A 21,046-nucleotide genomic window follows, 5' to 3' on the forward strand; every position below is an offset into this window, starting at 1 on the left:
CTCCCCCAGGGTTGGGGAGGGGGTCGTTTCGGTGGGCCCCGCCCTACCCCCGCGCCGGAAACACGAACGTTCCCGCCACCCGCTTGCGCCAGCTTTCGCCGAGATTGGCCTCCACCACGCCCAGCCCCTCCTGGGCGTGGATGAAGCGGTCATCCCCGACCATGATGCCGCAGTGGCGCGGGACCGGCGTCCGTCCCAGGCGGAACAGCACCAGCTGCCCCGCCTCGGGTTCCCCCTCGGCGCGCCGCAGCACCGCCTCGGCCACTTCGGCGAGGCCGGACGCCGGCGCCCGCCGCCAGTCGGCGCTGTAGTGCGGCAGCGGCGCCGGCTCCTCTGCGTACAGCGCCCGCCACACGCCGCGCACCAGCCCGAGGCAATCGCACCCTGCCCCCAGCGTCGACGCCTGATGGCGATAGGGCGTGCCCAGCCAGGCGCGCGCCGCGCCGCTGATCTCTTCGGCTGTCGGGCTCATCCGACCAGCTTGCGGCCGTCGCGCGGCTCGCCCTCGCGCGGATAGCGCAGCACGAAATCGTTTCCTGGAATATGGGGAAAGCCGCGAAAGTTGATGTTGTTCGAGAACTTTTCGATGCAGGTGGCGAAGCGCCGGTCGCAGCCGGCATAGGCGGTGAACGCATCGCCCGGGACCACCCACTCGCCGACCGGGGCGGCGAACCCGAAGATGTCGGCGCCGCCGCTGCGGGCGTGGCGCGCGATGTCGTCGGTCAGTCCCCCCCGCCTGCCGCTCGACCAGACCGCGCGGCCGAAGCCGAACCAGTCCTCGGCAAACCCTTCGACGCCGCCCACCCGCAGCCGGAAGCGATCCTCGATCGCGAGGACGGTGGCGGCTGCCTTGAACGCCGGCGCCTCGAGGTCGGCGCCGCAACGCCGATCGCCGAGGCGAGCATCGCACAGCGCCTGGTAGATCCTGCCCTGCGGCCGGTTGAGCGCGGACTGGGCCGACCGCAATTCGGCCCGGAAGGCGCCGTCCTCGCGCACGATCTCGCCGATGCTCGCCCGGCGCAGCAGCAGCCGCTGGCCGACGTCGCGCCAGTTGACGCGCCAGCACTCCACCGCCGCCCCGTCATAGCGGCCGAGCAGGATGTCGTCCTCGGTGATCGCCGCCGCATGCAGGATGCCGACCACCTCGCTGGTATCGGTCTGCGGCCCGAGCTTGTGCGCCACCTCGCCGCCGTCGAGGCCGTGCGCGGGGATGTAGTCGATGCCGTCGAAACTCAGCCCCTCGTCGTGGTCGGTGAAGCCCAGCACCACCCCGTCGGCGCGCTCGATGCGCCAGCACTGGCACAGCGTCGTCGCCCCGCTTTCGACATGCGCCTTGAAGCCCGCCTCCAGTGTCCTCATTCGCGCACCTCGATCAGGGGAATGGCCGGCGCCTCGGCGGCGTCGAAACTCGTAAGCTCGATGTCGAGCCGGTCGATGTCGAAGCGCACCGGCACGTCGAACAGGAAGCCGGCGGTGAGGGTCGCGCCCTGCGCCGGCGGCGCGGCGAAGGTGACGACGCCGCTCAGCCCGTCCACGGTGAAACCGGCCGGCATCTCGCTGCCGTCCACCGCCACGCGGACCGAGCCCGCCACCGGCTTTGTGATCGGCCGCCAGTACGGGTCGAAGCCGCCGCCGTAGCGCTTGCGCAGCTGGAACGCGGTGGCGATGCCGTCACCCACCCCCAGTTCCTGGTCGCCCGGCAGCGGCACCTCGGTGCCGTTCGAGGAATGATCGAGCGCGTCGTGCCACAGGAAGGCGTGGAACCTGCCCCGCCGTTCCTCGAAGAAGGCCAGCACCGCCTGCATGTCGGCGCGCGACTTGACGCCGTATCCCGCATTGTAGCGCCGCCGCGAATGCGCCCAGCGGCTGTTGCGCTCCTCGGCGCCGCTGGCCAGCGTCACGATGTCGGTCGCGCGCTCCGGCCCGCCGCGGGCGCCCAGGGCGACATCGAGGGGAAAGCGTATTGGGTGGAATGCCATTTCTTCCCTTTCGTCCCCCTCCCCATCCCTCCCCACAAGGGGGAGGGATGGGGAGGGGGTTAAACCTTCGATCCGATGTCGGCGCCTACGACGCCCGCGTCCCGCGCCGTACTGCCCGGAGCAGCATGGCGCTCACCTCCGCTTCGCTCGCCGTGAAACTGCGCGCATCGGGTGTGGTGACGTTGAACGTCAGATTGACCGGCCGCCCGCCGCCGGCCGCGACCCCCAGCCGCCCGTCGCTGCCGCGGGCGAGCGGCAGGATCGCTTCCGGCCCCGCTTCCCCGGCGAGGCCCACCCCGCCGCGCAGCGGGAAGTAGGCCGGGCGCGCCAGCACGCCGCCCTTGGCGAATGGCGTGACGCCGCCCAGCGCCGGGTTCGCCGCCGCGAAGACGCCCTCGATCGCCCCCGACACCAGGTCTCCCACCGGCTTGAACGCCGCCTTGAGCGCGATGTCGGCGAAGGCACGGGCGACGTCGCCCAGCACCGATCTGAGCGACTTGCCGTCGAGGATGGCGCCCCTGAAGGCGCGGCTCAGCGAGCGCCCGACGCCGTCGGCGAGATCGCCGATGCGCTCGAGTTCCACCGCGACGTCGCCCAGTTCCGCCCGAAAGCCGTCGCCGAACAGATCCTCAGCCATCCCGCCTCTCCTCGTCGGGGAACCTCTCCATCATCCGCGCCAGCACGTCGCGCCCCGGTGCCGCGCCACGGCTGCGCCCGCCGGCCGCCTCGAAGGCCGCCGCCAGCTCGCGCGGCGTCAGCCCCCAGAACTGGCGCGACGACAGCCGCAACACACCGAAGCCGAAGCCCATCGCCTCGCGCCAGGGGAACGGGCTCACGGCGTCTCTCCGAAGGTGGCGCGCAGCAGCCGTGCGGCGATCTCGGCGGCGCCCCGGAGCCCGCCCTCGATCGCCATGCGCGCCAGATCGTCGTCGCTGATGGCGTTGCCCGCCCCGCGCAATCCGGCCCCGAGGATCGCGGTCAGGTCGCGCGCCGACACCCTGCCGGCGGCGAAGCGTTCGCTCAGCCCGACGAGGTCCCCGGCCTGCAGCCGCGCCTCGAGTTCGGCCAGCGCGCCCAGCGTCAGGCACAAGACCCGCTCCTCGCCGTCGATCATGGCGGCGATCTCACCCCGCTGCGGATTGGCCATCACGCCGCCTCGAAACCGAGTTCGCCGGCGCTCTCCAGCGCCAGCTCGAAGGTCACCTCGCCGGCATGGTCGGCCGAGAACTCCAGCGCCACGATCTGGAACGGCCCGGTGACCGTGCCGAAATCGGGCAGGATCAGCTGCCAGCTGCGGATCGTCCCGGCGAAGAACAGCGCCCGGATCTGGGCGTCCGAGGGCTGGTCCTTGAAGATGCCGGAGCCGGTGACCGCCGCCCGCTTGATGCCGCCGCCGCTCAGCAACTCCCGCCAGCGCCCGGCGCTCTCGGCGTCGGTGACGTCGATCGCCGCGGCGTTGAAGGCCAGCGCGCGGGTGCGCAGTCCCGCCACCGTGATGAAACCGCCCGATCCGTCGGGATCGAGCTTCAGAAGCATGTCCTTGCCGCTCTGGGCTGCCATGGTCGTGTCCTTCTTGGTTCTAAGAGGCCGGCTCGCTGAACATTACCAGCGTCACCGCCGCGCGGGCGAAACCGGTGGCCGGGTCGATGGCGGTGTCGGTGCGCTGGTGGCGGCGATGGGTGACGCGCCGCTCGGCGCTGTCGAGCCCGGCCGCCAGCGCCACCGCCACCACCCGCTCGGCGATGGCCAGCACCGCCTTGCGGCTCGGCGCAGCCGCCCAGGCGTGCAGCAGCAGCCGGTGCTCGTGGCCGGGCGCGAGGTCGCCGTCGCGCGCCAGCACGTCGTGCCGGGCGATCACCACATAGGGCGGGTGGCGGTCGCGCGGCGGCGCGTCGAAGACGTCGCCCGCCCCGAGCAGCGCCATGAGCGCCGCATCGGCATTCAGTGCCGGCACCAGGGTCGATTGCAGCGCGAGGATCGGATGGGTCACTTGGCAGACACCCCCTCCCCATCCCTCCCCACAAGGGGGAGGGTGTACATTTGTGGACCTGGCATGATCTTGCCGCGACCTCGACGCGACACCTCCCCCCTTGCGGGGGAGGTTGGGAGGGGGGTGGGTGTGAGTCTCAGGAGCATCGTCATCCCACCACCGCCGTCTGGGTGCAGCGGCAGCCGAGGAACCGCCGGCGCCCGCTCAGGTCCTCGGCGCTGACGACGCGCAAATGCCGGCCGCGCCAGGCGAAGCGGTCGCCGGGCCCGACGTCCTCGCGGTAGCGCAGCACGACCGTATGCGACACCGTCACCGCCCGTCCGTCCGCCGCCTGTTCGGCGCGCGCCCCGACCGCGGTCACGCGCGCCCACAGCGTCGCCAGCGGCACGAACACTTCGCCATGGCCGCCCTCGGCCTCGGCCGTCAGTTCCCGCCGCTGCAACTGCACGCGTTCGGTCAGACCGCTGATCGGCGGGGACAGGGGCGCGCTCACAGCCGCACCGCCCGGTAGGGCATGACGAGCCGCTCGAAGCCGGCCGGCGGCACCGCATCGGCGCTGTCGCGATGCTCGAACCAGAAGCCGACCAGTACCAGCAGCGCCTGTTTGAGGTCGCCCGGTACGTCCGCCGCCGTGTCGCCGTAGCCGGCCAGGTAGTCGATCTCGATGCCGAGCCGGGCGCGCAGCGCCGGCAGGCCCGCGATTTCCGGCGGCAGCAGGAGCCGCGCCGGCGCCGGCTCCGTCTGGAACTGGCCGGGCGCGAGCGCGTGCGCCTGTCCTGCCGGATCGTAGGCGGTCACCGCGACGAGGCTCGCCAGCGGCATGACCGGCAGCCGCACGCTGCGCTCCGTCGGCCAGGCGTCGAGCACGGCGCGCCAGGTTTGCGTCAGCAGCGCCCGGCCGGCGGTGGCCTCGACATGCAGCCGCGCCGCCGCCACCAGCGTCGCGATCAGGCCATCCTCGGCGTCGTCGTCGACGCGCAGAAAGGCCTTCGCCTCGGCCAGCGTCACGGGCTCCGTCGCCGGACCCGCAAGCAGGTAGGAGATCATGGGAGAATGTCCTGATGTGTTGGTGCAAGTGTCCCGGCGGCCGGGGAGGAACAGCCGCCGGGGCGGCAGGCACCGAAATGCCCGCAACTTTCCCCCCATCCGGCGCTTCGCGCCACCTTCTCCCACAAGGGGAGAAGGCGCCGACTGAGAGCTCTCGGCCCTGTCGCCCTCTCCCCTTGTGGGAGAGGGTGCCCGAAGGGCGGGTGAGGGGTGGGCGGTCCTCAGCTCGCTGCGAACTTCAGCAGCTTGATCGCGTCGAAATCCTGCACGCCGCCGCCGACGCGCTTGGTGGTGTAGAACAGCACGTAGGGCTTGGCGCTGAACGGGTCGCGCAACACGTTCACCCCCTGGCGGTCGACGATCAGATAGCCGCGGCGGAAGTCGCCGAAGGCGATGGGCGTGGCGTCGGCGGCGATGTCGGGCATGTCCTCGGCCTCGACCAGGTCGAAGCCCATCAGTGTCGCCCGGCCGCCCGGCGTGAGCGCCGGCTGCCACAGATAGTTGCCGTCGGCGTCCTTGAGCTTGCGGATCGCTGCCTGCGTCTTGCGGTTCATCACCCAGCTGGCGTTCTGGCGGTAGCCCGCCTTGAGCGCGTAGACGAGGTCGATCAGCACGTCGCTCTCGTCGCTCGCCGGGAAGGCTCCGCTCACCCCGGTGGCGAGATAGCCGATGCTGTCCCACGCCCACGAGCCTTCGGCCACCTGCGGCTCGGCGAGGAACCCCTTGGGCTTGTTGACGCCGTCGCCGGCGACGAATGCCGTCGTCTCCTGCTCGGCGAAGGCGGCGTTGACCTCCTCGGCGATCCACTGACCCACGTCCACCGCCGCATCGTCGAGGAAGGCGCTGGTCGCCGCCGGCATGGCGTACAGTTCGGCCGTCGGGAAACTCAGCTCATCGATGGTCTGGCTCGCCGTCTGCGGCCGCGCCGCCGTCTCGGCCACCCAGCCGGTCGCCGGGCCGCTCAGCGTCACCGGCTTCCTATACAGCGACGTCGAGACCTGCCGCACCCCGGCGATGGAGCGGATCGGCGAGATGGTGCGGAGCCGGCCCAGGATCTCGGTTTCCGTCTCCACCGGCACCAGATAGCCGCCGTCGGGGTTGGAGCCGACGGAGAGCGCCTTCTCCTCGCCGCGCTTCACATAAGCGGCGAACGCCTCCTTGTACTCGTCGCCCGCCTGCGGCCGGCCCGCCTCGAGCTGCGGCCGCGCCCGCTCGAGGCTCATGCGCTCGAGCGCCGACTTGGCACCGTCGAGCACGCCGTTGAGGCGGTTGAGCTTGTCCTCGGTGAGCGCGTCGGCGGCGCCGCGCCGCTCGAGCTCGTTGAGCCGCCCGTCATTGCTGCGCTTGAACTCCTCGAAGGCACTCATGAACTCGGAGAACATGCCCGCGATGTCGCCGGCAGCAGCGCCGGCCGTCGCCTTGATCTCGAGGCGATCGGTGGTGTCAGTCATGGATTTTCCTCTTCAGGTTCGCAGAAGCGAAATGGCCGCCGCGAGCGCGTCGCGCCCCGGCCGGGCCGTGCCCGGAGCGATCCGGGCGGCATCCATCATCGGGAAGGTGACGATGGAGATTTCCCACAGATCGACCTGCCACAGCCGCCTGTGGCCGGTCGCCGGCTCGCGCGTCGCGCGCAGCGTGCGGAAGCCGATGGAGAGCCCGTCGACGGCGCGCCGTTCGATCAGCCGGCGCAGCGCGTCGGCGCGCGGCACGCCGCCCACCAGCCGGCCCTCCACCCACAGCCCGAAGCCGTCCTCAGCGATCGCCTCCCAGGTGCCCACCGGCTCCTTGGGGTCGTGCTGGAACAGGAGGCGGATGCGCTCGCGCCCGCGCCGCTTGAGGCTGCTGCGGAAGGCGCCGGGCATGACGACGTCGCCGCTCTCGTCGACGCGTGCGAAGACGCTGGCATAGCCGCAGAAGCGCCCGGTCTCGTCGATCGGCAGGGGCTGCATCAGCGCCCCGCCCCGGCCTTGCCCGGCCGCGGCCTGGTCGGCGGACGGCCGGCTCCCGCCTTGGCGCCGGCCAGCGTGCCGGCGAGGTGCCAGGCGAACTGGCGGAACACCTGCACCGCCTCGCCGCGCCCCTTGCCGGCGTGATTGTCTTTGCCTGCCATCGGCTTACCCCCTTCGACGAAACAACTGATTCAAGGTCGCGATCTCCTTGACGAAGTCGTTGAAGCGCTTGTTGGCGGCGGCCAGCTCCCGCAGCGCCCAGATGAGCAGCGCGCTCGCCCCGCTCGCCCACAGGAACAGCGCCAAATGCGCGAGGTCGCCCCGCGCGATGACGGTCCGCGTCAGCTCGTCCATACCGGCCTCCTTGTTGCTGCAATCGCCGCCGTGCCGCCTACCCGCAGCCTGCATTCCACCCGCCGGCCGTCATCCTCGCGCTTGTCGCGAGGACCCAGCCGCGCCGCGTCTGCGGCGCGGGTGACGCTCCTGTTGAACTACCTCCACGACGTCCGGGCACTTGGGACTGGAGGGTCACGCTACCCACCCACCGGCCCGTCATCCCCGGGCGAGGACCGGCGCCAGCCGGGCCGAGACCTCGGGGACCCATGCGATCTCACCGCATGCCGGGACACCGCATGGGTCCACGAGATCGCCGCTTCGCGGCGTCCGTGGATGACGGTCCGGTGGGGTTGGCTTGAGCCAGTGAAACTGGCATCATCGATCCGCTTCAAGGCGCACGAACTCACCGAGGTCCGCGCGCTTGTCCTGGAGCATCGGGACGCATTCCTGAAGGCGTGGCATGAGCACCTTGACGATTGAGCACGAGCCGCTGGCGACGGACGTCCGCTTCACCGACAGCATGCTGCAGGTGACGCTCGATGACGGCCGCGTACTGGCCGTACCGGTGGAATGGTTTCCGCGCCTTCGCGATGCTTCACCTGCCGAGCGCCTGAATTGGCGCCTCATCGGCCACGGCGAAGGCATTCACTGGCCCGACCTCGACGAGGACGTTTCCATCCTTGGCCTGTTGGCCGGCCGCCGGCGCCGCAAGCGCGCCGCTTAGGCCGTCATCGCTCCACCCACCGGCCCGTTATCCCCAGGCGAGGACCGGCGCAGCCGGGCCGAGACCTCGGGGACCCATGCGATCTCACCGCACGCCGGGGCACCGCATGGGTCCACGAGATCGCCGCTTCGCGGCGTCCGTGGATGACGGTCCGGTGGTCAGGGCCGGCCGCCGGCGCAGCAAGCGCGCCGCCTAGCTCCCCACACCCACCATCGCCCGCTTCTCCTCGTCGCTCAGGAACTCCGCCGCCCCGACCCTGGCCCACAGCGCCGCGCGGTCCTCGGCCAGCGCCTCGACGTTCTCGAGGTCGGGGACCAGCACGAGGCTGCCGCCGAAGGCCGGCGCCAGCCACGCGCCGAGGTCGTCGGCCACCCGCCGCACCAGCGGCACGATGGTGTGCCGCCACAGCGCCCGGTTGGCTTCGGCCAGGTTGGCGTAGGTATTGTCGCCGGGGATGCCGAGCAGCATCGGCGGCACGCCCAGGGCGAGCGCGATCTCGCGCGCCGCCACGTGCTTCAATTCGATGAAGTCCATGTCGCGCGGCGACAGCGCGATGGTCTTCCAGTCGAGCCCGCCTTCGAGCACCATCGGCCGGCCGGCATTGGCCGCCCCGGCAAAGCCCTGTTCGAGCTCCACCTTGAGCCGGGCGAACTGGTCCTCGGTGAGGTTGCCGGCGGGCGCCGAATAGACCAGCGCGCCGGAGGGCCGCGCAGCGTTGTCGAGCAGCGCCTTGTTCCAGGCCGAGGCGGCGTTGTGCACGTCGAGGCTCTGCTGGGCCGCTTCCAGCGGGCTCAGCCCGTAATGGTCGTCGAGCGGGTGGAACAGCGTGAAATGCAGGACGCGCGGGATCGGCGCCGCCGCCTGGCTGAGCTGCACGGTGCGGCCGCCCGCGGTATAGGCATAGGCCACGGGCCAGCCGTCGCTGCCGGCGACGACGCGCATGCGGTCGGGCCTCAGGCAATAGAGCCCCTTCACCTCGCCGTCGACGAGCGCCGCCTCGAGATAGGCGTTGCCCGCCGTCTGCAGGTAGGCATAGACCGCCTCCAGCAGTTCGCTCCCCGATTGCCTGGGGTTGGGCGCCGCCAGCAGCTTGAGCGCCGGATGCTCGCTCAGCCGCCTGCCGCCCTCATCGACCGCGATCGGCACGCGGTTGGCCGCCTCGGCGATCAGCCGCACGCAGCGATACACCACCGGGTTCCTGGCAAAGCCCTCGTTGCAGAGGCTGACGAAACCGCGCCTGCTCCAGCTCGGATCGCCCAGTTGCGTGACGGTGAGCAGCGACTGCGGCCCGCCCGACTTGGTCTCCACGGGCGCGTTCGATCCACCGCCCAGAAGGCGGCTCCACCAATGGGGCATAGGTCTCTTCCTTGATCTTGCCGGCAGCAATGCCGATGTAGTAACGTTGCTACAAGAGCTTCCGGAGGCCGAGATGAACGCGCCACCCAAATTCCCGCGCCAGACGCCGCCCAAGACCGTGACGATGACCAGCCGCGAGTTCAACCAGAACACCAGCCGGGCCAAAGCCGCCGCAGATCATGGTCCGGTCGTCATCACCGATCGCGGCAGGCCGGCCTATGTGCTCCTGACTCACTCGGAGTTCGCGCGACTGACGACGAAGGTCCCGCGCATGAGCGCGCTTGCGGCCCTCGCCGACCCGGACTATCGGGAAAGCGACCCCGACCTCATGGAATTCATTCCGCCGCGCACGGTCGAAAGCACCAGGTTCACTTTCGATGACGTCGACGAATGAGGTTCGTCGTCGACACCAACGCTGTCTCCGAATTCCGCAAGGGCAACAAGGCAGACACAGGATTCCGCGAATGGGCGGACCGGGTAGCCATCAACGATCTGGCCATCTCCGTCGTCACGCTCCAGGAACTCGAGACCGGCATCCTGCTCGTCGCCCGCAATGACCAACCGCAGGCCTTGGTGTTCAGGGCCTGGTTGGACCACTTTGTGCGACCCCAGTTCCGGGATCGCATCCTTCCGATCGACAACGAGATCGCCATCCGGTGCGCCCCGCTTCACGTTCCGCACAAGCGCCCATATCCGGACTCGCTCATCGCCGCCACGGCACTGGTCCACGATCTGACGCTCGTGACCCGCAACGTCTCGCACTTCAAGCCGATGGGCGTCCGCCTGCTCAATCCCTGGGGCGCCTAGATCCCCCGCACCCGCGGCTCGGAATGGCTCAGCATCAGTTCCGTCAGCGCCCAGACCAGCGCGTCGACGCGGTCGGGCGAATGGCCGTCGCTGCGGCCGTCGGCGCCGAAGCCGCACATCTCGTCCTCGAGCGCCGTCAGCCCCGGTCGGTGCAGCACCCTGCCCTGCGCGTAGAGCGCCGCCACCGGCTCGGCCCTCAGCCACTTGCCGCTTCTGGCGCGCACGGCCCTGACGGGCACGTTCGCGTCCACCTGGGCGATCACCTGCTGCACGAGGTCGCCGCCCTGGTTGACCTCGGCGACGATGGCGTCGGCGCCATGGGCGTGGAACGCCGCCACGGCGCGCCGCGCCCAGGCGAGGGGCCGGCCCTTCATCGTGCGGTCCGCGAGCACTACCGCCCGCTCGCCCGCCCGGCCGGCGACGACGATGCCGCACGCGTCCGCCGTCGCGCCGCCGGTCACCGGCGGGTCGACCGCCACGACGATCCGTTCAAGCTCCGCGTCGACTGCCGGTCGGAACATGGCGCGGCTCCACAGCGCGTCGGGCAAATCCTCGATGAGTTCGCCCTCGAGTTCCTGGCGCCCCAGCACCGTACCGCGGTAGCGCGCGACCACCGCCTTGAGGAAGGCGTCGGCGAGGTGCCTGCGGTTCTCCTCCGTCGTCATCCGCGTCACCACGGTTTGTCCGTCGGCGAGCAGCCGCTTGAGCAGTTTCGTCGCCCGCGGCGTCGTCGTCGCCAGCTGGCGCGGCCGTTTCCCGAGCCGCAGCCCGAACTGCAGCATGTCCCACGCCGCCTCGGCATTCGGCCACTTGCCGAGCTCGTCGCACCACGCCGCCGCGAATTGCGGACCGCGGAAGCGGTCGGGGTCGGAGGCCGACAGCACGCTCGCCTCGACGCCGTTCTGCCACAGCAGCGTGGTCCCGACGAGGCGCGGCCGCTCGGCGTGCGGCGTCACGCGCATCAGCCCGCTCTCCCCCTTGACCATCACCGCGATCGCTTCCGTCATGGTCTCGCCGACAAGCGCGATCGGGGTCACGCCCGCCGCGGCGAGCCCGCGCACCCACTCCGCTCCGGCCCGCGTCTTGCCCGAGCCGCGCCCGCCGATCAGCAGCCACGTCGTCCAGTCGCCGGGCGGGGGCAATTGCGGGTCGCGGGCCCATTGCTGCCAGTCGAAGTAGGCGACAATGGCCCTCTCCCCGTCGAGCTGGCTGGCATAGGCCAGCATTTCAGCCCTTTGTGAGTGCATTGATTCTTTCCGCGAGCTTCATGCGGATTTCGCGCATCTCGGCGGTTTCGGGAGTGCCCGCCTTGCCGGCGGCATCCGCCTTGTCAAGGTCCATGAGGTTGCCGAGGCCGCGCGCAAGATTGCCCAGCAGCGTCACTTCCTTGGCATCCGGGGGTTTGGCCCTGCTTCCCAGTCTCATGATAATGCGTTCGAATTCCCTGTAGAGCGCCTCGATGAGAGCCGATCGGTCGACCGGGCGGCGGTTGCGCCGGCGCCATTGCTCTCTCGCGAAAGCGCCGCGGAACTGGCCATAGGTGATGCCGTGGCGCTCGCAGATCCGACGGATCGTGCCATTCTTGGATTCATAGTCGGAGCGCACGCTCGCCCAATCGACGGGTCGGTCGGTCATTGCTCACCTCAGTTGGAAGGTCCGGCGCGGCACAGGCGGCCAGCTCTGCTCGAGCGGAGTCCCACTCGGGTGGAACGGCATCCGCCGTCCCGGCCCCATTTCTGCGACCATGGCCGAACCTTACCACCGCCGCGTCACGCGGGGATAACTCGCGGGCCCTGTGCGCTTTCGCGCCATTGACCGGGCGGACGCCGGCAGGCTTAGAGGGCAGGACATCCCAACTGCGAGCCTCAGTACCCGCCGTGACCAAGCCCGTCCTGCACTACATTCCGGCCTGCCCGTTCTGCCAGCGCGTCGAAATCCTGCTCGATCTCAAGGGGCAACGCACCGCCGTCGACCTCGACGTCGTCGACATCACCGTGCCGCGCCCGCCCGCACTGCTGGCGCTCACGCGCGGCACGACGTCGCTGCCGGTGCTGGTCACCGCGCAGGGCGTGCTCAAGGAGAGCCTCGTCATCCTGCGCTATCTCGATGCCACCCTGGCCGGGCCGGCGATCACCCGCGAAGCGGCGTATGAGCGGGCGGTGGAGGAGATGCTGATCGCGCTGGCCGGCGATTTCACGTCGGCAGGCTACCGGCTGGTCATGAACCGCGACGAGGGCCAGCGCGAGCCGTTGCGTGCGGCGATGCTGCAGCAATACCGCCACCTCGAGGATTTTCTCGTTTGGCAGAACCCGGGCGGCACCTTCCTGTTCGAGCGCTTCGGCCTTGCCGAGGCGGTGTTCACGCCGATGTTCATGCGCTTCTGGTTCCTCGAGTACTACGAGGGGTTCGAGCTGCCGGCCGAAGGCTTCGAGCGCGTCCGGCGCTGGCGCGCCGCCTGCCTCGAGCACCCGGCGGCGCAGCAGGTCGGCCGCGAGGAGATCCTCAAGCTCTACTACGATTACGCGGTCGGCGTCGGCAACGGCGCCGTGCCCCCGGGGCGGACGCGGTCGAGCTTCGTTGCGGCGCCGCACTGGCGGCAGCGCCCGTGGCCGCCGCGCGACAAATATGCCCGCATCGCCTCCGATGCCGAGCTCGGGCTGGCCTGAGGCATTCGGCCAGCGCGCGACACAGCCGGGCCCTCCGGTGCGCCGGAGCGGTTCAACCTTGCCGCGAAACGATGAAACGCCTCAGTTCGATGGATTCGGCGGCGCCGGCCAGCCCTGGTTGAACAGCGCGTCGCCCTGCTCGTCGATGATCTGGCGGCCCTTGGCGAGGGTGAAGTTGTGCGCGTCCTCCTTGGACGCGAAGCGGTCGGCACGCACGAAGTCGTGGCGCTTCACCACGCCGCCCACTTCCTTCTCGATCGTGCCCGAGAGCTGGTATTCCCGGCCGGCGGGCAGCAGCGAGGCGCGGATGGTGTAGCCCTTGTACTGCTCCTCAGGCGCGCCTGCGCCCGTCCCCACCGTGGGATCGTCGCCGCCCGAACCGAACAGCTTCTTCCAGAACGACATGGCGATTCTCCTGGTCGGGCGCGGCCGCGGCGCGGCTAGTTGTCGAGGAAGCTTCTGAGCTTGCGGCTGCGGCTCGGGTGCTTGAGCTTCCTGAGCGCCTTGGCCTCGATCTGGCGGATGCGCTCGCGCGTCACCGAGAACTGCTGGCCCACTTCCTCGAGCGTGTGGTCGGTGTTCATGCCGATGCCGAAGCGCATGCGCAGCACTCTTTCTTCGCGCGGCGTCAACGACGCGAGAACCCGCGTCGTTGTTTCACGAAGATTGCTCTGGATGGCCGCGTCGATCGGCTGCACCGCGTTCACGTCCGGGATGAAGTCGCCGAGGTTGGAATCCTCCTCGTCCCCGATCGGAGTCTCGAGGCTGATCGGCTCCTTGGCGATCTTCAGGACCTTGCGCACCTTGTCGAGCGGCATCTGCAGCTTTTCGCTGAGCTCTTCCGGCGTCGGCTCGCGGCCGATCTCGTGCAGCATCTGCCGGGACGTGCGGACGATCTTGTTGATCGTCTCGATCATGTGCACCGGAATGCGGATGGTGCGCGCCTGGTCGGCGATCGAGCGGGTGATGGCCTGCCGGATCCACCAGGTGGCGTAGGTCGAGAACTTGTAGCCGCGGCGGTACTCGAACTTGTCGACCGCCTTCATCAGGCCGATATTGCCTTCCTGGATGAGGTCGAGGAACTGCAGGCCGCGGTTCGTGTACTTCTTGGCAATGGAGATGACGAGGCGCAGGTTCGCTTCCACCATCTCCTTCTTGGCGATGGCGGCCTCGCGTTCGCCCTTCTGCACCTTGTGCACGATGCGGCGATACTCGGCGATGTCGAGGCCCGTCTCGCTGGCCAGCGTCTGGATCTCGCCGCGGATTTCCTTGATCGTGTCGATCTCGCGCCGGGCGAATTCCGCCCAGCCCTTGCCGTCCAGCCCGGCGACGGCCTCGTGCCAGTTCTGGTCGAGCTCGCTGCCGTAATAGGCCTCGAGGAAGGCATCGCGCCTGATGCCATAGCTTTCGGCCAGGCGCAGCAGGCGGCCTTCGAGGCGCACCAGGCGCTTGTTGATGTCGTAGAGCTGCTCCACCAGGCTTTCGATGCGGCTCTGGTTGAGCGACAGCGACTTGACGTCGGTGATCACCTCGCTGCGCAGCGCCTCGAGCTTCCTCAGCTCCGCTGCGCTCGCCGCCTTGGCCGCCAGCCGATCCTCGGCGTGGCGGTCCTGCAGCTTGCGCATCTTGCCGTAGGCCTCGGCGATGCGGTCGAACGTGTCGACCACCTGCGGCTTGAGCTCGGCTTCCATGGCGGAAAGCGACAGCGAATTCTCGAAATCGTCGTCGTCGTCCTCGACCGGGTCCTGCGGCGCCTGCGGCTCCTCGGGCACGTAGTCGTCGTCCTCGCCGGCGGGCGCGGCGGCGCGCTTGGCGGCGGGCCGCGACCGGTCCGGCTTGGCCGGCTCGGGCGCCGACTTGGGCTCGGCCAGTTCAGAGACGACCGGCGCCGCCTGCTTGGCGTCGGGGCCGGCATAGGTCGCCTCGAGGTCGATGATGTCGCGCAGCAGGATTTCGGCGGCGGCGAGCTGGTCGCGCCAGATGATGATGGCCTGGAAGGTGAGCGGGCTCTCGCACAGCCCCTCGATCATGGTCTCGCGGCCGGCCTCGATGCGCTTGGCGATGGCGATCTCGCCCTCGCGGCTGAGCAGCTCGACCGAGCCCATCTCGCGCAGGTACATGCGGACCGGGTCGTCGGTGCGATCCGACCCCTCGCGGGTGTTGGACTTGCTGCTGACGGCCGTGCCGGTGCGCTCGGCAACCTCGGTGCTCTCGTCCTCGGCGCTGTCGGGCTCGGTTTCCTCGACCTCGTCCTCGTCGACGACGTTGATGCCCATGTCCGAGAACATCGCCATGATGTCCTCGATCTGCTCGGAGGTCACTTCCTCCGAGGGCATCACCGCGTTCAGCTCCTCATAGGTGACGTAGCCGCGCTTCTTGGCGACCTTGATGAGCTTCTTGACGGCGGCGTCGGAGAGATCGAGAAGGGGGCTATCGGGAGCCTCGCCACCATTGCCGGTGGCGCCGGCCTCCGGCTTCTCGATTTCCTTGGACGTCTTGGTTGCTGCCTTGGTGGCCATCTATCCTGGTGCTCCACGGGGGCCCGGGTGCGGCGGGCGCCGTTTGGTCGTTTAAGTGGGCATTGATCAAGACAAGGTAAAGGATGCCTGGCGACGCCGTCGGCAGACGCCGTCACATGTCCGTCAACCGGGGCTTCGCCATACGCAAAATCGCGCGTACCCGCCGCTTCCCTAGAAGCTGCGTGTCGCGCGCCCCGATAACGAACCAAACCCCTCTATCAATGCCTCGGTGCCGTCGACAGTGGTTATCTGGTTCTTGATGTCTTGCAGCCTCTCGAAAGTTTCATCGCTCGGGTCATCGCCCAGCGCCAGTTCGGCTGCCTTGAGCTCCCTATTTAGCTCAACCGATTTGTAATGCAAGGCCAGGGCGTGCTTGAGGCCCGTTTCGGCGTCGGCCGCGGCGATCTCGGCGGCGCTTTGCCAGATCCCCTGGCCCTTGAGCAGCGCCGTCATGCGCTGGAGCGTTGCGGCGAAACCGCGCGCCCCCAGCGCCGCCGCCAGCGCCGGCCCGTCGATGTCGTGCTGCACCGTCACCAGGTCGAGCAGCGCCGCCAGCAACTCCCGCGCCGCCGGGCTCGGCAGCTCCAGCGAGGCCAGCGCCTCGAGCCGCCCCTCGGCCAGCGCCGGATGGTTGACCAGCGTCATGAGGATCACCGCCTCGCGGTCGCTCGGATCGCGCACCGCGCCCGGCTTCAGCCGCCGCGAATTGCGCAGGGAATCCGAGACGACGAGGCGCGGCGTCCGGCGCTCCCGCGGCGCCCCGCGGCCGGCGTCGCGCCGCCCCTCGTAGCGCCGCTGCCGCAGGGGCGCGAAGAACGCCGCCAGCTTCTCGTCGAAGGCCTGCAGGTAATGCCGCCGCACCGACTGGTCGGCGATGGCGTTGGCGCGCGCCCTGAGCCGGGCTTCCAGCGCCGCCCGCGCCTCGGGCGTCTCCGGGACGATGCCGCCGCCGGTCTCGACGCTCCAGATCACGTCCGACAGCGCCCGCGCCCGCGCCAGCACGTCGGCGAAGGCGGCGCGGCCCTGCTGCCGGATGATGTCGTCGGGGTCGAGCCCGGCGGGCAGCGTCGCGATCTGCACGGTGCGGCCAGGCTGCAGCAGCGGCAGCACGAGGTCGGCGGCCCGCTCGGCGGCCCTGAGCCCGGCGCTGTCGCCGTCGAAGCACAGGATCGGCTGCTCGCTCATGCGCCACAGCGCCTGCACATGCTCTTCGGTCAGCGCCGTCCCCAGCGGCGCCACCGCCCCCTCGAAGCCGGCCATGGCCGCGGCGATGACGTCGAGATAGCCCTCGACCACGATCACCGGCTTGCCCTCGCGCGCCGCCTGGCGGGCCGTCTGCCCGTTGTACAGCACCTGGCGCTTGTGGAAGAGCTCGGTCTCGGGGGAATTGAGGTACTTGGCCGGCACGTCCGCGCTCATGGCGCGGCCGCCGAAGGCGATGATGCGGCCGCGCAGGTCGGCGATCGGGAACATCACGCGGTTGCGGAAGCGGTCATAGGCGAGCGGGCTGTCCTCGCGCTGCACCACCAGCCCGGCATCGAGCATCTCCTGCGCCGTGACGCCGTTGCCGGCGAGGTGCTCCTTGAGCCCGTTGCTGGCATCGGGGGCGAAGCCGAGCCGGAAGCGCGTTTGCGCCGCCGGGCTGACGCCGCGCTCGTTGAGGTAGCCGCGCGCCCGCGCCCCGATATTGTGGCTGAGCGCCGCCTCGAAATACTGCGTCGCCAGTTCCATCACGTCGTAGAGGCTGCGCCGCGCTTCCGCCTGCCGCTCCTGGCGCTCGTCGCGCGCCGGCATCGGTACGCCGGCCTGCCCGGCGAGCCTCTCGACGGCCTCGGGAAAGCTCATGCCCGTCTTCTCGGTCAGGAAGCGGAAATGGTCGCCCGACGCCCCGCAGCCGAAGCAGTGGTAGCGCCCGCGCCGGTCGTCGGCGTGAAAGCTCGGCGTCTTCTCGCCATGGAACGGGCAGCAGGCCCAGAAGTCGCCCCGCCCCGGCTGGCTCTTGCGCTTGTCCCAGATGACGTGCTCGCCCACCACCTGCGAAATGGGCAGGCGCTGGCGGATTTCGTCCAGGAAGCTGTCGGAGAAGAGCATGCCCAGATAGGTAAGGGCTGTCCGCGACGAAGTCACGACCAGCCGCATTATCCACAGCAACCATCGGCGCTGGCGGCCGTTTCGGCTGCAGCACGACAGGACCTGGGGATCGGCATGGCCACCGCCACCGGCGCCAGGCCGCGCACGGATGCGGGCCCGTGGCGGCGCTGGCAGCGCATCATCGCCGGCACTGCCGGGGCGATCTTCGACATGGATGCCTCGCTGCGCTGCGCCGGCACCGCCTTTTTCGGCTTCCTGTCGCTGTTTCCGGCCATCGCCTTCGTCGTGCTGGCCTACGGCCTCGTCGCCGATCGCGGCATTCTCAATTCGACGCTCGGCGCCTTCGACTTCGTGCTGCCCGCGGCCGCGCTCGACATCCTGCGCGACCAGCTGCTGATGCTGACCCGGCAGCCGCCCGCCTCGCTCGGCCTCGGCCTGCTGGTGTCGCTGGGCCTCGGCCTGTGGAGCGGCTCGCGCGGCGTCAACGCGCTGATCTTCGCCATGTCGCGCGTGCGCGGCCAGCCGGAGCGGCGCGGGTTCCTCGCGACGCTGTTCGTCTCGGTCGGCCTGATGCTGGCCGGATCGCTGTTCCTCGCCGTCGCCGTCACTACCATCGCCGGCCTGCCCTCGCTGGTCTCGCTACTGCCGGTGCCGAGCCGGGACCAGTTGCTGCTGCTGGCGGTGCGCTGGCCCATCCTGCTCGGCCTGTGCGTCCTCGTCCTCGCCGCGCTCTACCGCTGGGGGCCGGACCGCCACCCGCGCCGCCTGCGCTACATCTGGCCGGGGGCGCTGCTGGCGTCGGTGCTGTGGATCCTCGCCGGCGTGGTCTTTTCCATCTATGTCGAGAACTTCGCCGACTACGACGCCAGCTTCGGCCCGGCCAGCGCCGCCGTGGTGCTGCTGCTGTGGCTCTACAATTCCGCCCAGATCTTCGTTCTCGGCGCCGCCTTCAACACCCATCTCGAGCACGAGGAGACCGGCCACCCGCCGGACCCGGCGGGCTGAGCTTGCCCGGGGGAGCGGGCCGTGCTCTGTTCCGCCGCAGATTCCCGAAAGGCCAGATGGGGCGTTTGCCATGCCGCCTGCACTCTACGCGCTGGCGCTCGCCGCTTTCGCGATCGGCTCAGCCGAGTTCATCATTTCCGGCATCCTGCCGCCGCTGGCGGACGACCTCGCCGTCTCCATTCCCACCGCCGGGCTGCTGGTCAGCGCCTATGCCATCGGGGTCGCCATCGGCGGGCCGCTGCTCACCCTGCTCACCGCGCGCATCCCTCCCAAGACGCTGATCGTCACGCTGCTGGTGGTCTTCGCGCTCGCCCAGGGCCTGTGCGCCCTCGCCCCCGACTACGGCCTGCTGCTCGCCGCCCGCCTGCTTTCCTCCGGCGCCCACGGCGTGTTCTTCGGCGCCGGCAACGTCGTCGTCACCCGGCTGGTGCCGTTCGAGCGGCGCGGGGCCGCCTATTCCCTGTTCATCAGCGGCATCACCATCGCCAATCTGCTCGGCCTGCCCGGCGGCACCGCCATCGGCAACGCCTGGGGCTGGCGCATGGCCTTCGTCGCCGTCGGCCTGCTCGGCGCCGCGGCCGCCGTCGTCCTCGTCTTCGTCCTGCCGGCCACGCGCGACGGCGAGCACCGGCACAGTGGCTTCCGCGCCCAGCTGCGCGCCCTCGCCCACCACCAGGTGCTGCTCTCCTATCTCACCATCACCATCGTGATGGTCGCCCTGCTCGCCTTCGGCACCTACCAGGTGCCGATCCTGCTCACCGTCACCGGCATCGACCCGGCCGTCGTGCCGCTCTACCTGTTGCTCGGCGGCGTCGGCTCGGTTGTCGGCATCTATGCCGGCGGGCGCGCCACCGACTGGCGGCCGATGCCGGCCCTGATCGCCGTGCTGCTGCTGCAGGCGCTGTTCGCGGCGACCATGCTGTGGGCCGTGCACGACCCCGTGCTGATGGCGGTCAACGCCTTCCTGTGGGGCGTCACCGGCTTCGCCTTCTCGACCCCGCTGCAGGCGCGCGTGCTGCATGCCGCCCGGGCCGCCCCCAACCTTGCGGCCTCGCTGGTCTCGACGGCCTTCAACATCGGCATCGCCGGCGGCGCCCTGCTCGGCGCCCTGCTGCTCAACGCCGGCGTGTCCTACGCCGCCCTGCCGGCCGTCGGCATCTTCTGCGGCCTCCTGGCGGCGGGCGTCGCGGCCTTCAGCTGGTGGCTCGACGGGCGCACGGCGGCGGCCGGCTAGCAGCGTGGGCGGCGGGTCGGCACCGTCCCCCGGACCCGAACTTGCCCCGCGGCCGCGACCGTGCTCTGTCTATGGCCGAATTTCCGCGCCCGGGCGCCCGCCCCTCGCCCGCCCGCGCCACTGCGTACAGGGCGCCGGCCCCGCCGGCACGACGAAGGAATTGCAGATGCTCAGGATTTTCCTCGCGGGCACGGTGCTCGCCACGTTCGCCACGACCAGCGCATTCGCCCACGTCACCCTGCGCACCCCAGAGGCCGCGGCAGGCTCGACCTACACCGCGGCGCTGGTGCTCTCGCACGGCTGCGACGGCAACGCGACCGTCGCCGTCAAGGTGCGCATCCCCGAAGGCGTCATCAACGTCAAGCCGCAGCCCAAGCCCGGCTGGGACATTGCCGTTACCACCGGCTCCTACGCAAAGAGCTATGAGCTGTTCGGCAGCCCGGTGAGCGAGGGCGTGACGGAGATCTCCTGGTCCGGCGGCAACCTGCCGGATGCGTTTTTCGACGAGTTCGTCTTCCGCGGCACCCTCGCCGGCGCCGTCGCCGGCACGACCCTCTACTTCCCCGTGGTGCAGACCTGCAGCGGCGGCGAAGAGGCGTGGATCGAGATCCCCGTCGAAGGCCAGCCCGAACCGCAATCGCCGGCGCCGGGCCTGAAGATCGTGAAAGCCGGGCACTGATGCCGGCACCGGCGCGGCCGCGAGCGGGTGCCGTCGCGCGGCGGCTCGAGCGCGTCGTCGCCGCGTTGATGGTGTGGCTGGCGCTCACGGCCACGGCCTGCGCGCACGCCTCGCTCGTCGCGGCGGTTCCGGCACAGGAGACGGTGCTCGGCTCCGCGCCGGCGGCCTTCACCCTGACCTTCAGCGAGCCGGTATCGCCGCTTGCCCTTACGCTCGTCTCGCCCGACGGCAGTGCCACCGCGCTGACCACGGCCGACTTCGCCGACGGGGTGGTCCGGATCGCGGCGCCGGACGTTCTCGGGCGGGGCACATACGTCCTCAGCTACCGCGTGGTCTCCGCCGACGGACACCCGGTCGCCGGCTCGATCATCTTTTCCATCGGCGCGGCCTCCGGCGGCGGCGGCGCGGCGCCCGTGACCGACTGGCCCCTGGTCGCCGCCATCTGGACCGGCAGGCTGCTGCTCTATGCCGGCCTGTTCTTCGGGGTGGGCGGGGCGTTCTTCCGCGCCTTCGTCACCCACCACGAGGCGGGCGCCCGCACGAGCGGGCTGGCGCTGCTCGCGGGGTTCGTCGGGGCGCCGCTCTCGCTCGGCCTGCTCGGCCTCGACGCGCTGGGGCTGCCGCTGACGGCGCTCGGCCGCGGTGCGGTCTGGGAGGCGGGGCT

At 70.4% G+C, this 21,046-nt stretch carries 28 protein-coding genes; 8 read left to right on the forward strand and 20 right to left on the reverse strand.

The window, feature by feature from the left end; genetic code table 11:
- Positions 1–43: 43 nt before the first annotated feature.
- The 14 genes from VGD93_RS08510 to VGD93_RS08575 form a co-directional block, all read right to left on the reverse strand.
- Positions 44–472 (reverse strand): NlpC/P60 family protein, encoded by a 429-nt coding sequence (locus VGD93_RS08510; RefSeq protein ID WP_395011092.1) that lies wholly within the window; start codon positions 470–472, stop codon positions 44–46.
- On the reverse strand, positions 469–1,359 hold the full coding sequence (locus VGD93_RS08515; protein WP_395011094.1) for a DUF2163 domain-containing protein: 891 nt from the start codon (positions 1,357–1,359) through the stop codon (positions 469–471). Before VGD93_RS08515 ends, VGD93_RS08510 begins: the two co-directional genes overlap by 4 nt.
- On the reverse strand, positions 1,356–1,979 hold the full coding sequence (locus tag VGD93_RS08520) for a phage distal tail protein, Rcc01695 family (protein ID WP_395011095.1): 624 nt from the start codon (positions 1,977–1,979) through the stop codon (positions 1,356–1,358). The genes VGD93_RS08515 and VGD93_RS08520 overlap by 4 nt, the downstream gene beginning before the upstream one ends.
- A gap of 85 nt (positions 1,980–2,064) precedes the next feature.
- The gene (locus tag VGD93_RS08525; protein WP_395011097.1) at positions 2,065–2,616 is read right to left on the reverse strand and encodes a phage tail tape measure protein; all 552 of its coding nucleotides are present in this window, start codon (positions 2,614–2,616) and stop codon (positions 2,065–2,067) included.
- Positions 2,609–2,815 carry a rcc01693 family protein gene (locus VGD93_RS08530; protein ID WP_395011098.1) on the reverse strand — a complete coding sequence of 69 codons (207 nt, stop codon included), beginning with the start codon at positions 2,813–2,815 and terminating at the stop codon, positions 2,609–2,611. Before VGD93_RS08530 ends, VGD93_RS08525 begins: the two co-directional genes overlap by 8 nt.
- On the reverse strand, positions 2,812–3,126 hold the full coding sequence (locus VGD93_RS08535) for a gene transfer agent family protein (protein WP_395011100.1): 315 nt from the start codon (positions 3,124–3,126) through the stop codon (positions 2,812–2,814). The genes VGD93_RS08530 and VGD93_RS08535 overlap by 4 nt, the downstream gene beginning before the upstream one ends.
- Positions 3,126–3,539, reverse strand: a complete 414-nt coding sequence (locus VGD93_RS08540; RefSeq protein WP_395011102.1) for a phage major tail protein, TP901-1 family — start codon at positions 3,537–3,539, stop codon at positions 3,126–3,128. The genes VGD93_RS08535 and VGD93_RS08540 overlap by 1 nt, the downstream gene beginning before the upstream one ends.
- A 19-nt stretch (positions 3,540–3,558) precedes the next feature.
- Positions 3,559–3,969, reverse strand: coding sequence for a DUF3168 domain-containing protein (locus VGD93_RS08545; RefSeq protein WP_395011103.1), 411 nt, complete (start codon positions 3,967–3,969; stop codon positions 3,559–3,561).
- A 148-nt stretch (positions 3,970–4,117) separates the two neighbouring features.
- A complete protein-coding gene (locus VGD93_RS08550; RefSeq protein WP_395011105.1) occupies positions 4,118–4,462 on the reverse strand; it encodes a phage head closure protein in 345 nt (114 codons plus the stop codon).
- Entirely contained in the window at positions 4,459–5,016 is a 558-nt protein-coding gene (locus VGD93_RS08555; protein ID WP_395011107.1) for a head-tail connector protein, read from the reverse strand. The genes VGD93_RS08550 and VGD93_RS08555 overlap by 4 nt, the downstream gene beginning before the upstream one ends.
- A gap of 221 nt (positions 5,017–5,237) precedes the next feature.
- On the reverse strand, positions 5,238–6,467 hold the full coding sequence (locus VGD93_RS08560; protein WP_395011109.1) for a phage major capsid protein: 1,230 nt from the start codon (positions 6,465–6,467) through the stop codon (positions 5,238–5,240).
- Between the two features lie 12 nt (positions 6,468–6,479).
- Entirely contained in the window at positions 6,480–6,965 is a 486-nt protein-coding gene (locus tag VGD93_RS08565) for an HK97 family phage prohead protease (protein WP_395011111.1), read from the reverse strand.
- A complete protein-coding gene (locus VGD93_RS08570) occupies positions 6,965–7,126 on the reverse strand; it encodes a hypothetical protein (protein ID WP_395011113.1) in 162 nt (53 codons plus the stop codon). Before VGD93_RS08570 ends, VGD93_RS08565 begins: the two co-directional genes overlap by 1 nt.
- A 4-nt stretch (positions 7,127–7,130) precedes the next feature.
- Entirely contained in the window at positions 7,131–7,319 is a 189-nt protein-coding gene (locus tag VGD93_RS08575) for a hypothetical protein (RefSeq protein ID WP_395011115.1), read from the reverse strand.
- Positions 7,320–7,761: 442 nt separating this feature from the next.
- Here VGD93_RS08575 and VGD93_RS08580 point away from each other — a divergent pair, with 442 nt between their 5' ends.
- Positions 7,762–8,025 carry a DUF2442 domain-containing protein gene (locus tag VGD93_RS08580; RefSeq protein WP_395011117.1) on the forward strand — a complete coding sequence of 88 codons (264 nt, stop codon included), beginning with the start codon at positions 7,762–7,764 and terminating at the stop codon, positions 8,023–8,025.
- Positions 8,026–8,217: 192 nt separating this feature from the next.
- Here the strand turns inward: VGD93_RS08580 and VGD93_RS08585 are convergent, their stop codons facing one another.
- Positions 8,218–9,381, reverse strand: a complete 1,164-nt coding sequence (locus VGD93_RS08585; RefSeq protein WP_422653329.1) for a phage portal protein — start codon at positions 9,379–9,381, stop codon at positions 8,218–8,220.
- Between the two features lie 73 nt (positions 9,382–9,454).
- Between VGD93_RS08585 and VGD93_RS08590 the strand changes: the two genes are divergently transcribed.
- Together VGD93_RS08590 and VGD93_RS08595 are read left to right on the forward strand one after the other, a co-directional pair.
- A complete protein-coding gene (locus VGD93_RS08590) occupies positions 9,455–9,775 on the forward strand; it encodes a type II toxin-antitoxin system Phd/YefM family antitoxin (RefSeq protein ID WP_395011121.1) in 321 nt (106 codons plus the stop codon).
- Entirely contained in the window at positions 9,772–10,188 is a 417-nt protein-coding gene (locus VGD93_RS08595) for a type II toxin-antitoxin system VapC family toxin (RefSeq protein WP_395011123.1), read from the forward strand. The genes VGD93_RS08590 and VGD93_RS08595 overlap by 4 nt, the downstream gene beginning before the upstream one ends.
- Here VGD93_RS08595 and VGD93_RS08600 read toward each other — a convergent pair.
- Both VGD93_RS08600 and VGD93_RS08605 read right to left on the reverse strand, forming a co-directional pair.
- A complete protein-coding gene (locus VGD93_RS08600) occupies positions 10,185–11,435 on the reverse strand; it encodes a DNA-packaging protein (protein WP_395011125.1) in 1,251 nt (416 codons plus the stop codon). The genes VGD93_RS08595 and VGD93_RS08600 overlap by 4 nt on opposite strands.
- Complete coding sequence (locus VGD93_RS08605) at positions 11,416–11,823, reverse strand: hypothetical protein (protein ID WP_395011127.1); 408 nt, start codon at positions 11,821–11,823, stop codon at positions 11,416–11,418. Before VGD93_RS08605 ends, VGD93_RS08600 begins: the two co-directional genes overlap by 20 nt.
- A gap of 242 nt (positions 11,824–12,065) precedes the next feature.
- On the opposite strand from VGD93_RS08605, the gene VGD93_RS08610 reads away from it, so the two are divergent.
- Positions 12,066–12,854 carry a glutathione S-transferase family protein gene (locus VGD93_RS08610; RefSeq protein ID WP_395011129.1) on the forward strand — a complete coding sequence of 263 codons (789 nt, stop codon included), beginning with the start codon at positions 12,066–12,068 and terminating at the stop codon, positions 12,852–12,854.
- A gap of 81 nt (positions 12,855–12,935) precedes the next feature.
- Here VGD93_RS08610 and VGD93_RS08615 read toward each other — a convergent pair whose 3' ends face one another.
- The 3 genes from VGD93_RS08615 to dnaG form a co-directional block, all read right to left on the reverse strand.
- Complete coding sequence (locus VGD93_RS08615) at positions 12,936–13,259, reverse strand: HlyU family transcriptional regulator (protein WP_395011131.1); 324 nt, start codon at positions 13,257–13,259, stop codon at positions 12,936–12,938.
- Between the two features lie 35 nt (positions 13,260–13,294).
- Positions 13,295–15,373, reverse strand: coding sequence for an RNA polymerase sigma factor RpoD (gene rpoD, locus VGD93_RS08620; RefSeq protein WP_395011133.1), 2,079 nt, complete (start codon positions 15,371–15,373; stop codon positions 13,295–13,297).
- Positions 15,374–15,544: 171 nt separating this feature from the next.
- On the reverse strand, positions 15,545–17,464 hold the full coding sequence (gene dnaG / locus VGD93_RS08625) for a DNA primase (RefSeq protein WP_395011143.1): 1,920 nt from the start codon (positions 17,462–17,464) through the stop codon (positions 15,545–15,547).
- A 114-nt stretch (positions 17,465–17,578) separates the two neighbouring features.
- On the opposite strand from dnaG, the gene VGD93_RS08630 reads away from it, so the two are divergent.
- From VGD93_RS08630 to VGD93_RS08645, 4 genes are all read left to right on the forward strand, one after another.
- On the forward strand, positions 17,579–18,469 hold the full coding sequence (locus VGD93_RS08630; RefSeq protein WP_395011135.1) for a YihY/virulence factor BrkB family protein: 891 nt from the start codon (positions 17,579–17,581) through the stop codon (positions 18,467–18,469).
- 70 nt (positions 18,470–18,539) lie between these two features.
- A complete protein-coding gene (locus tag VGD93_RS08635; RefSeq protein WP_395011137.1) occupies positions 18,540–19,703 on the forward strand; it encodes an MFS transporter in 1,164 nt (387 codons plus the stop codon).
- Between the two features lie 166 nt (positions 19,704–19,869).
- Complete coding sequence (locus tag VGD93_RS08640; protein ID WP_395011139.1) at positions 19,870–20,382, forward strand: YcnI family protein; 513 nt, start codon at positions 19,870–19,872, stop codon at positions 20,380–20,382.
- Positions 20,382–21,046 (forward strand): copper resistance CopC family protein (locus tag VGD93_RS08645; RefSeq protein WP_395011141.1); only part of this gene is annotated, 665 nt, incomplete at its 3' end. The genes VGD93_RS08640 and VGD93_RS08645, both read left to right, overlap by 1 nt.

This window comes from Devosia sp., from assembly GCF_036406155.1.
Taxonomy (GTDB): Bacteria; Pseudomonadota; Alphaproteobacteria; order Rhizobiales; family Devosiaceae; genus Devosia_A.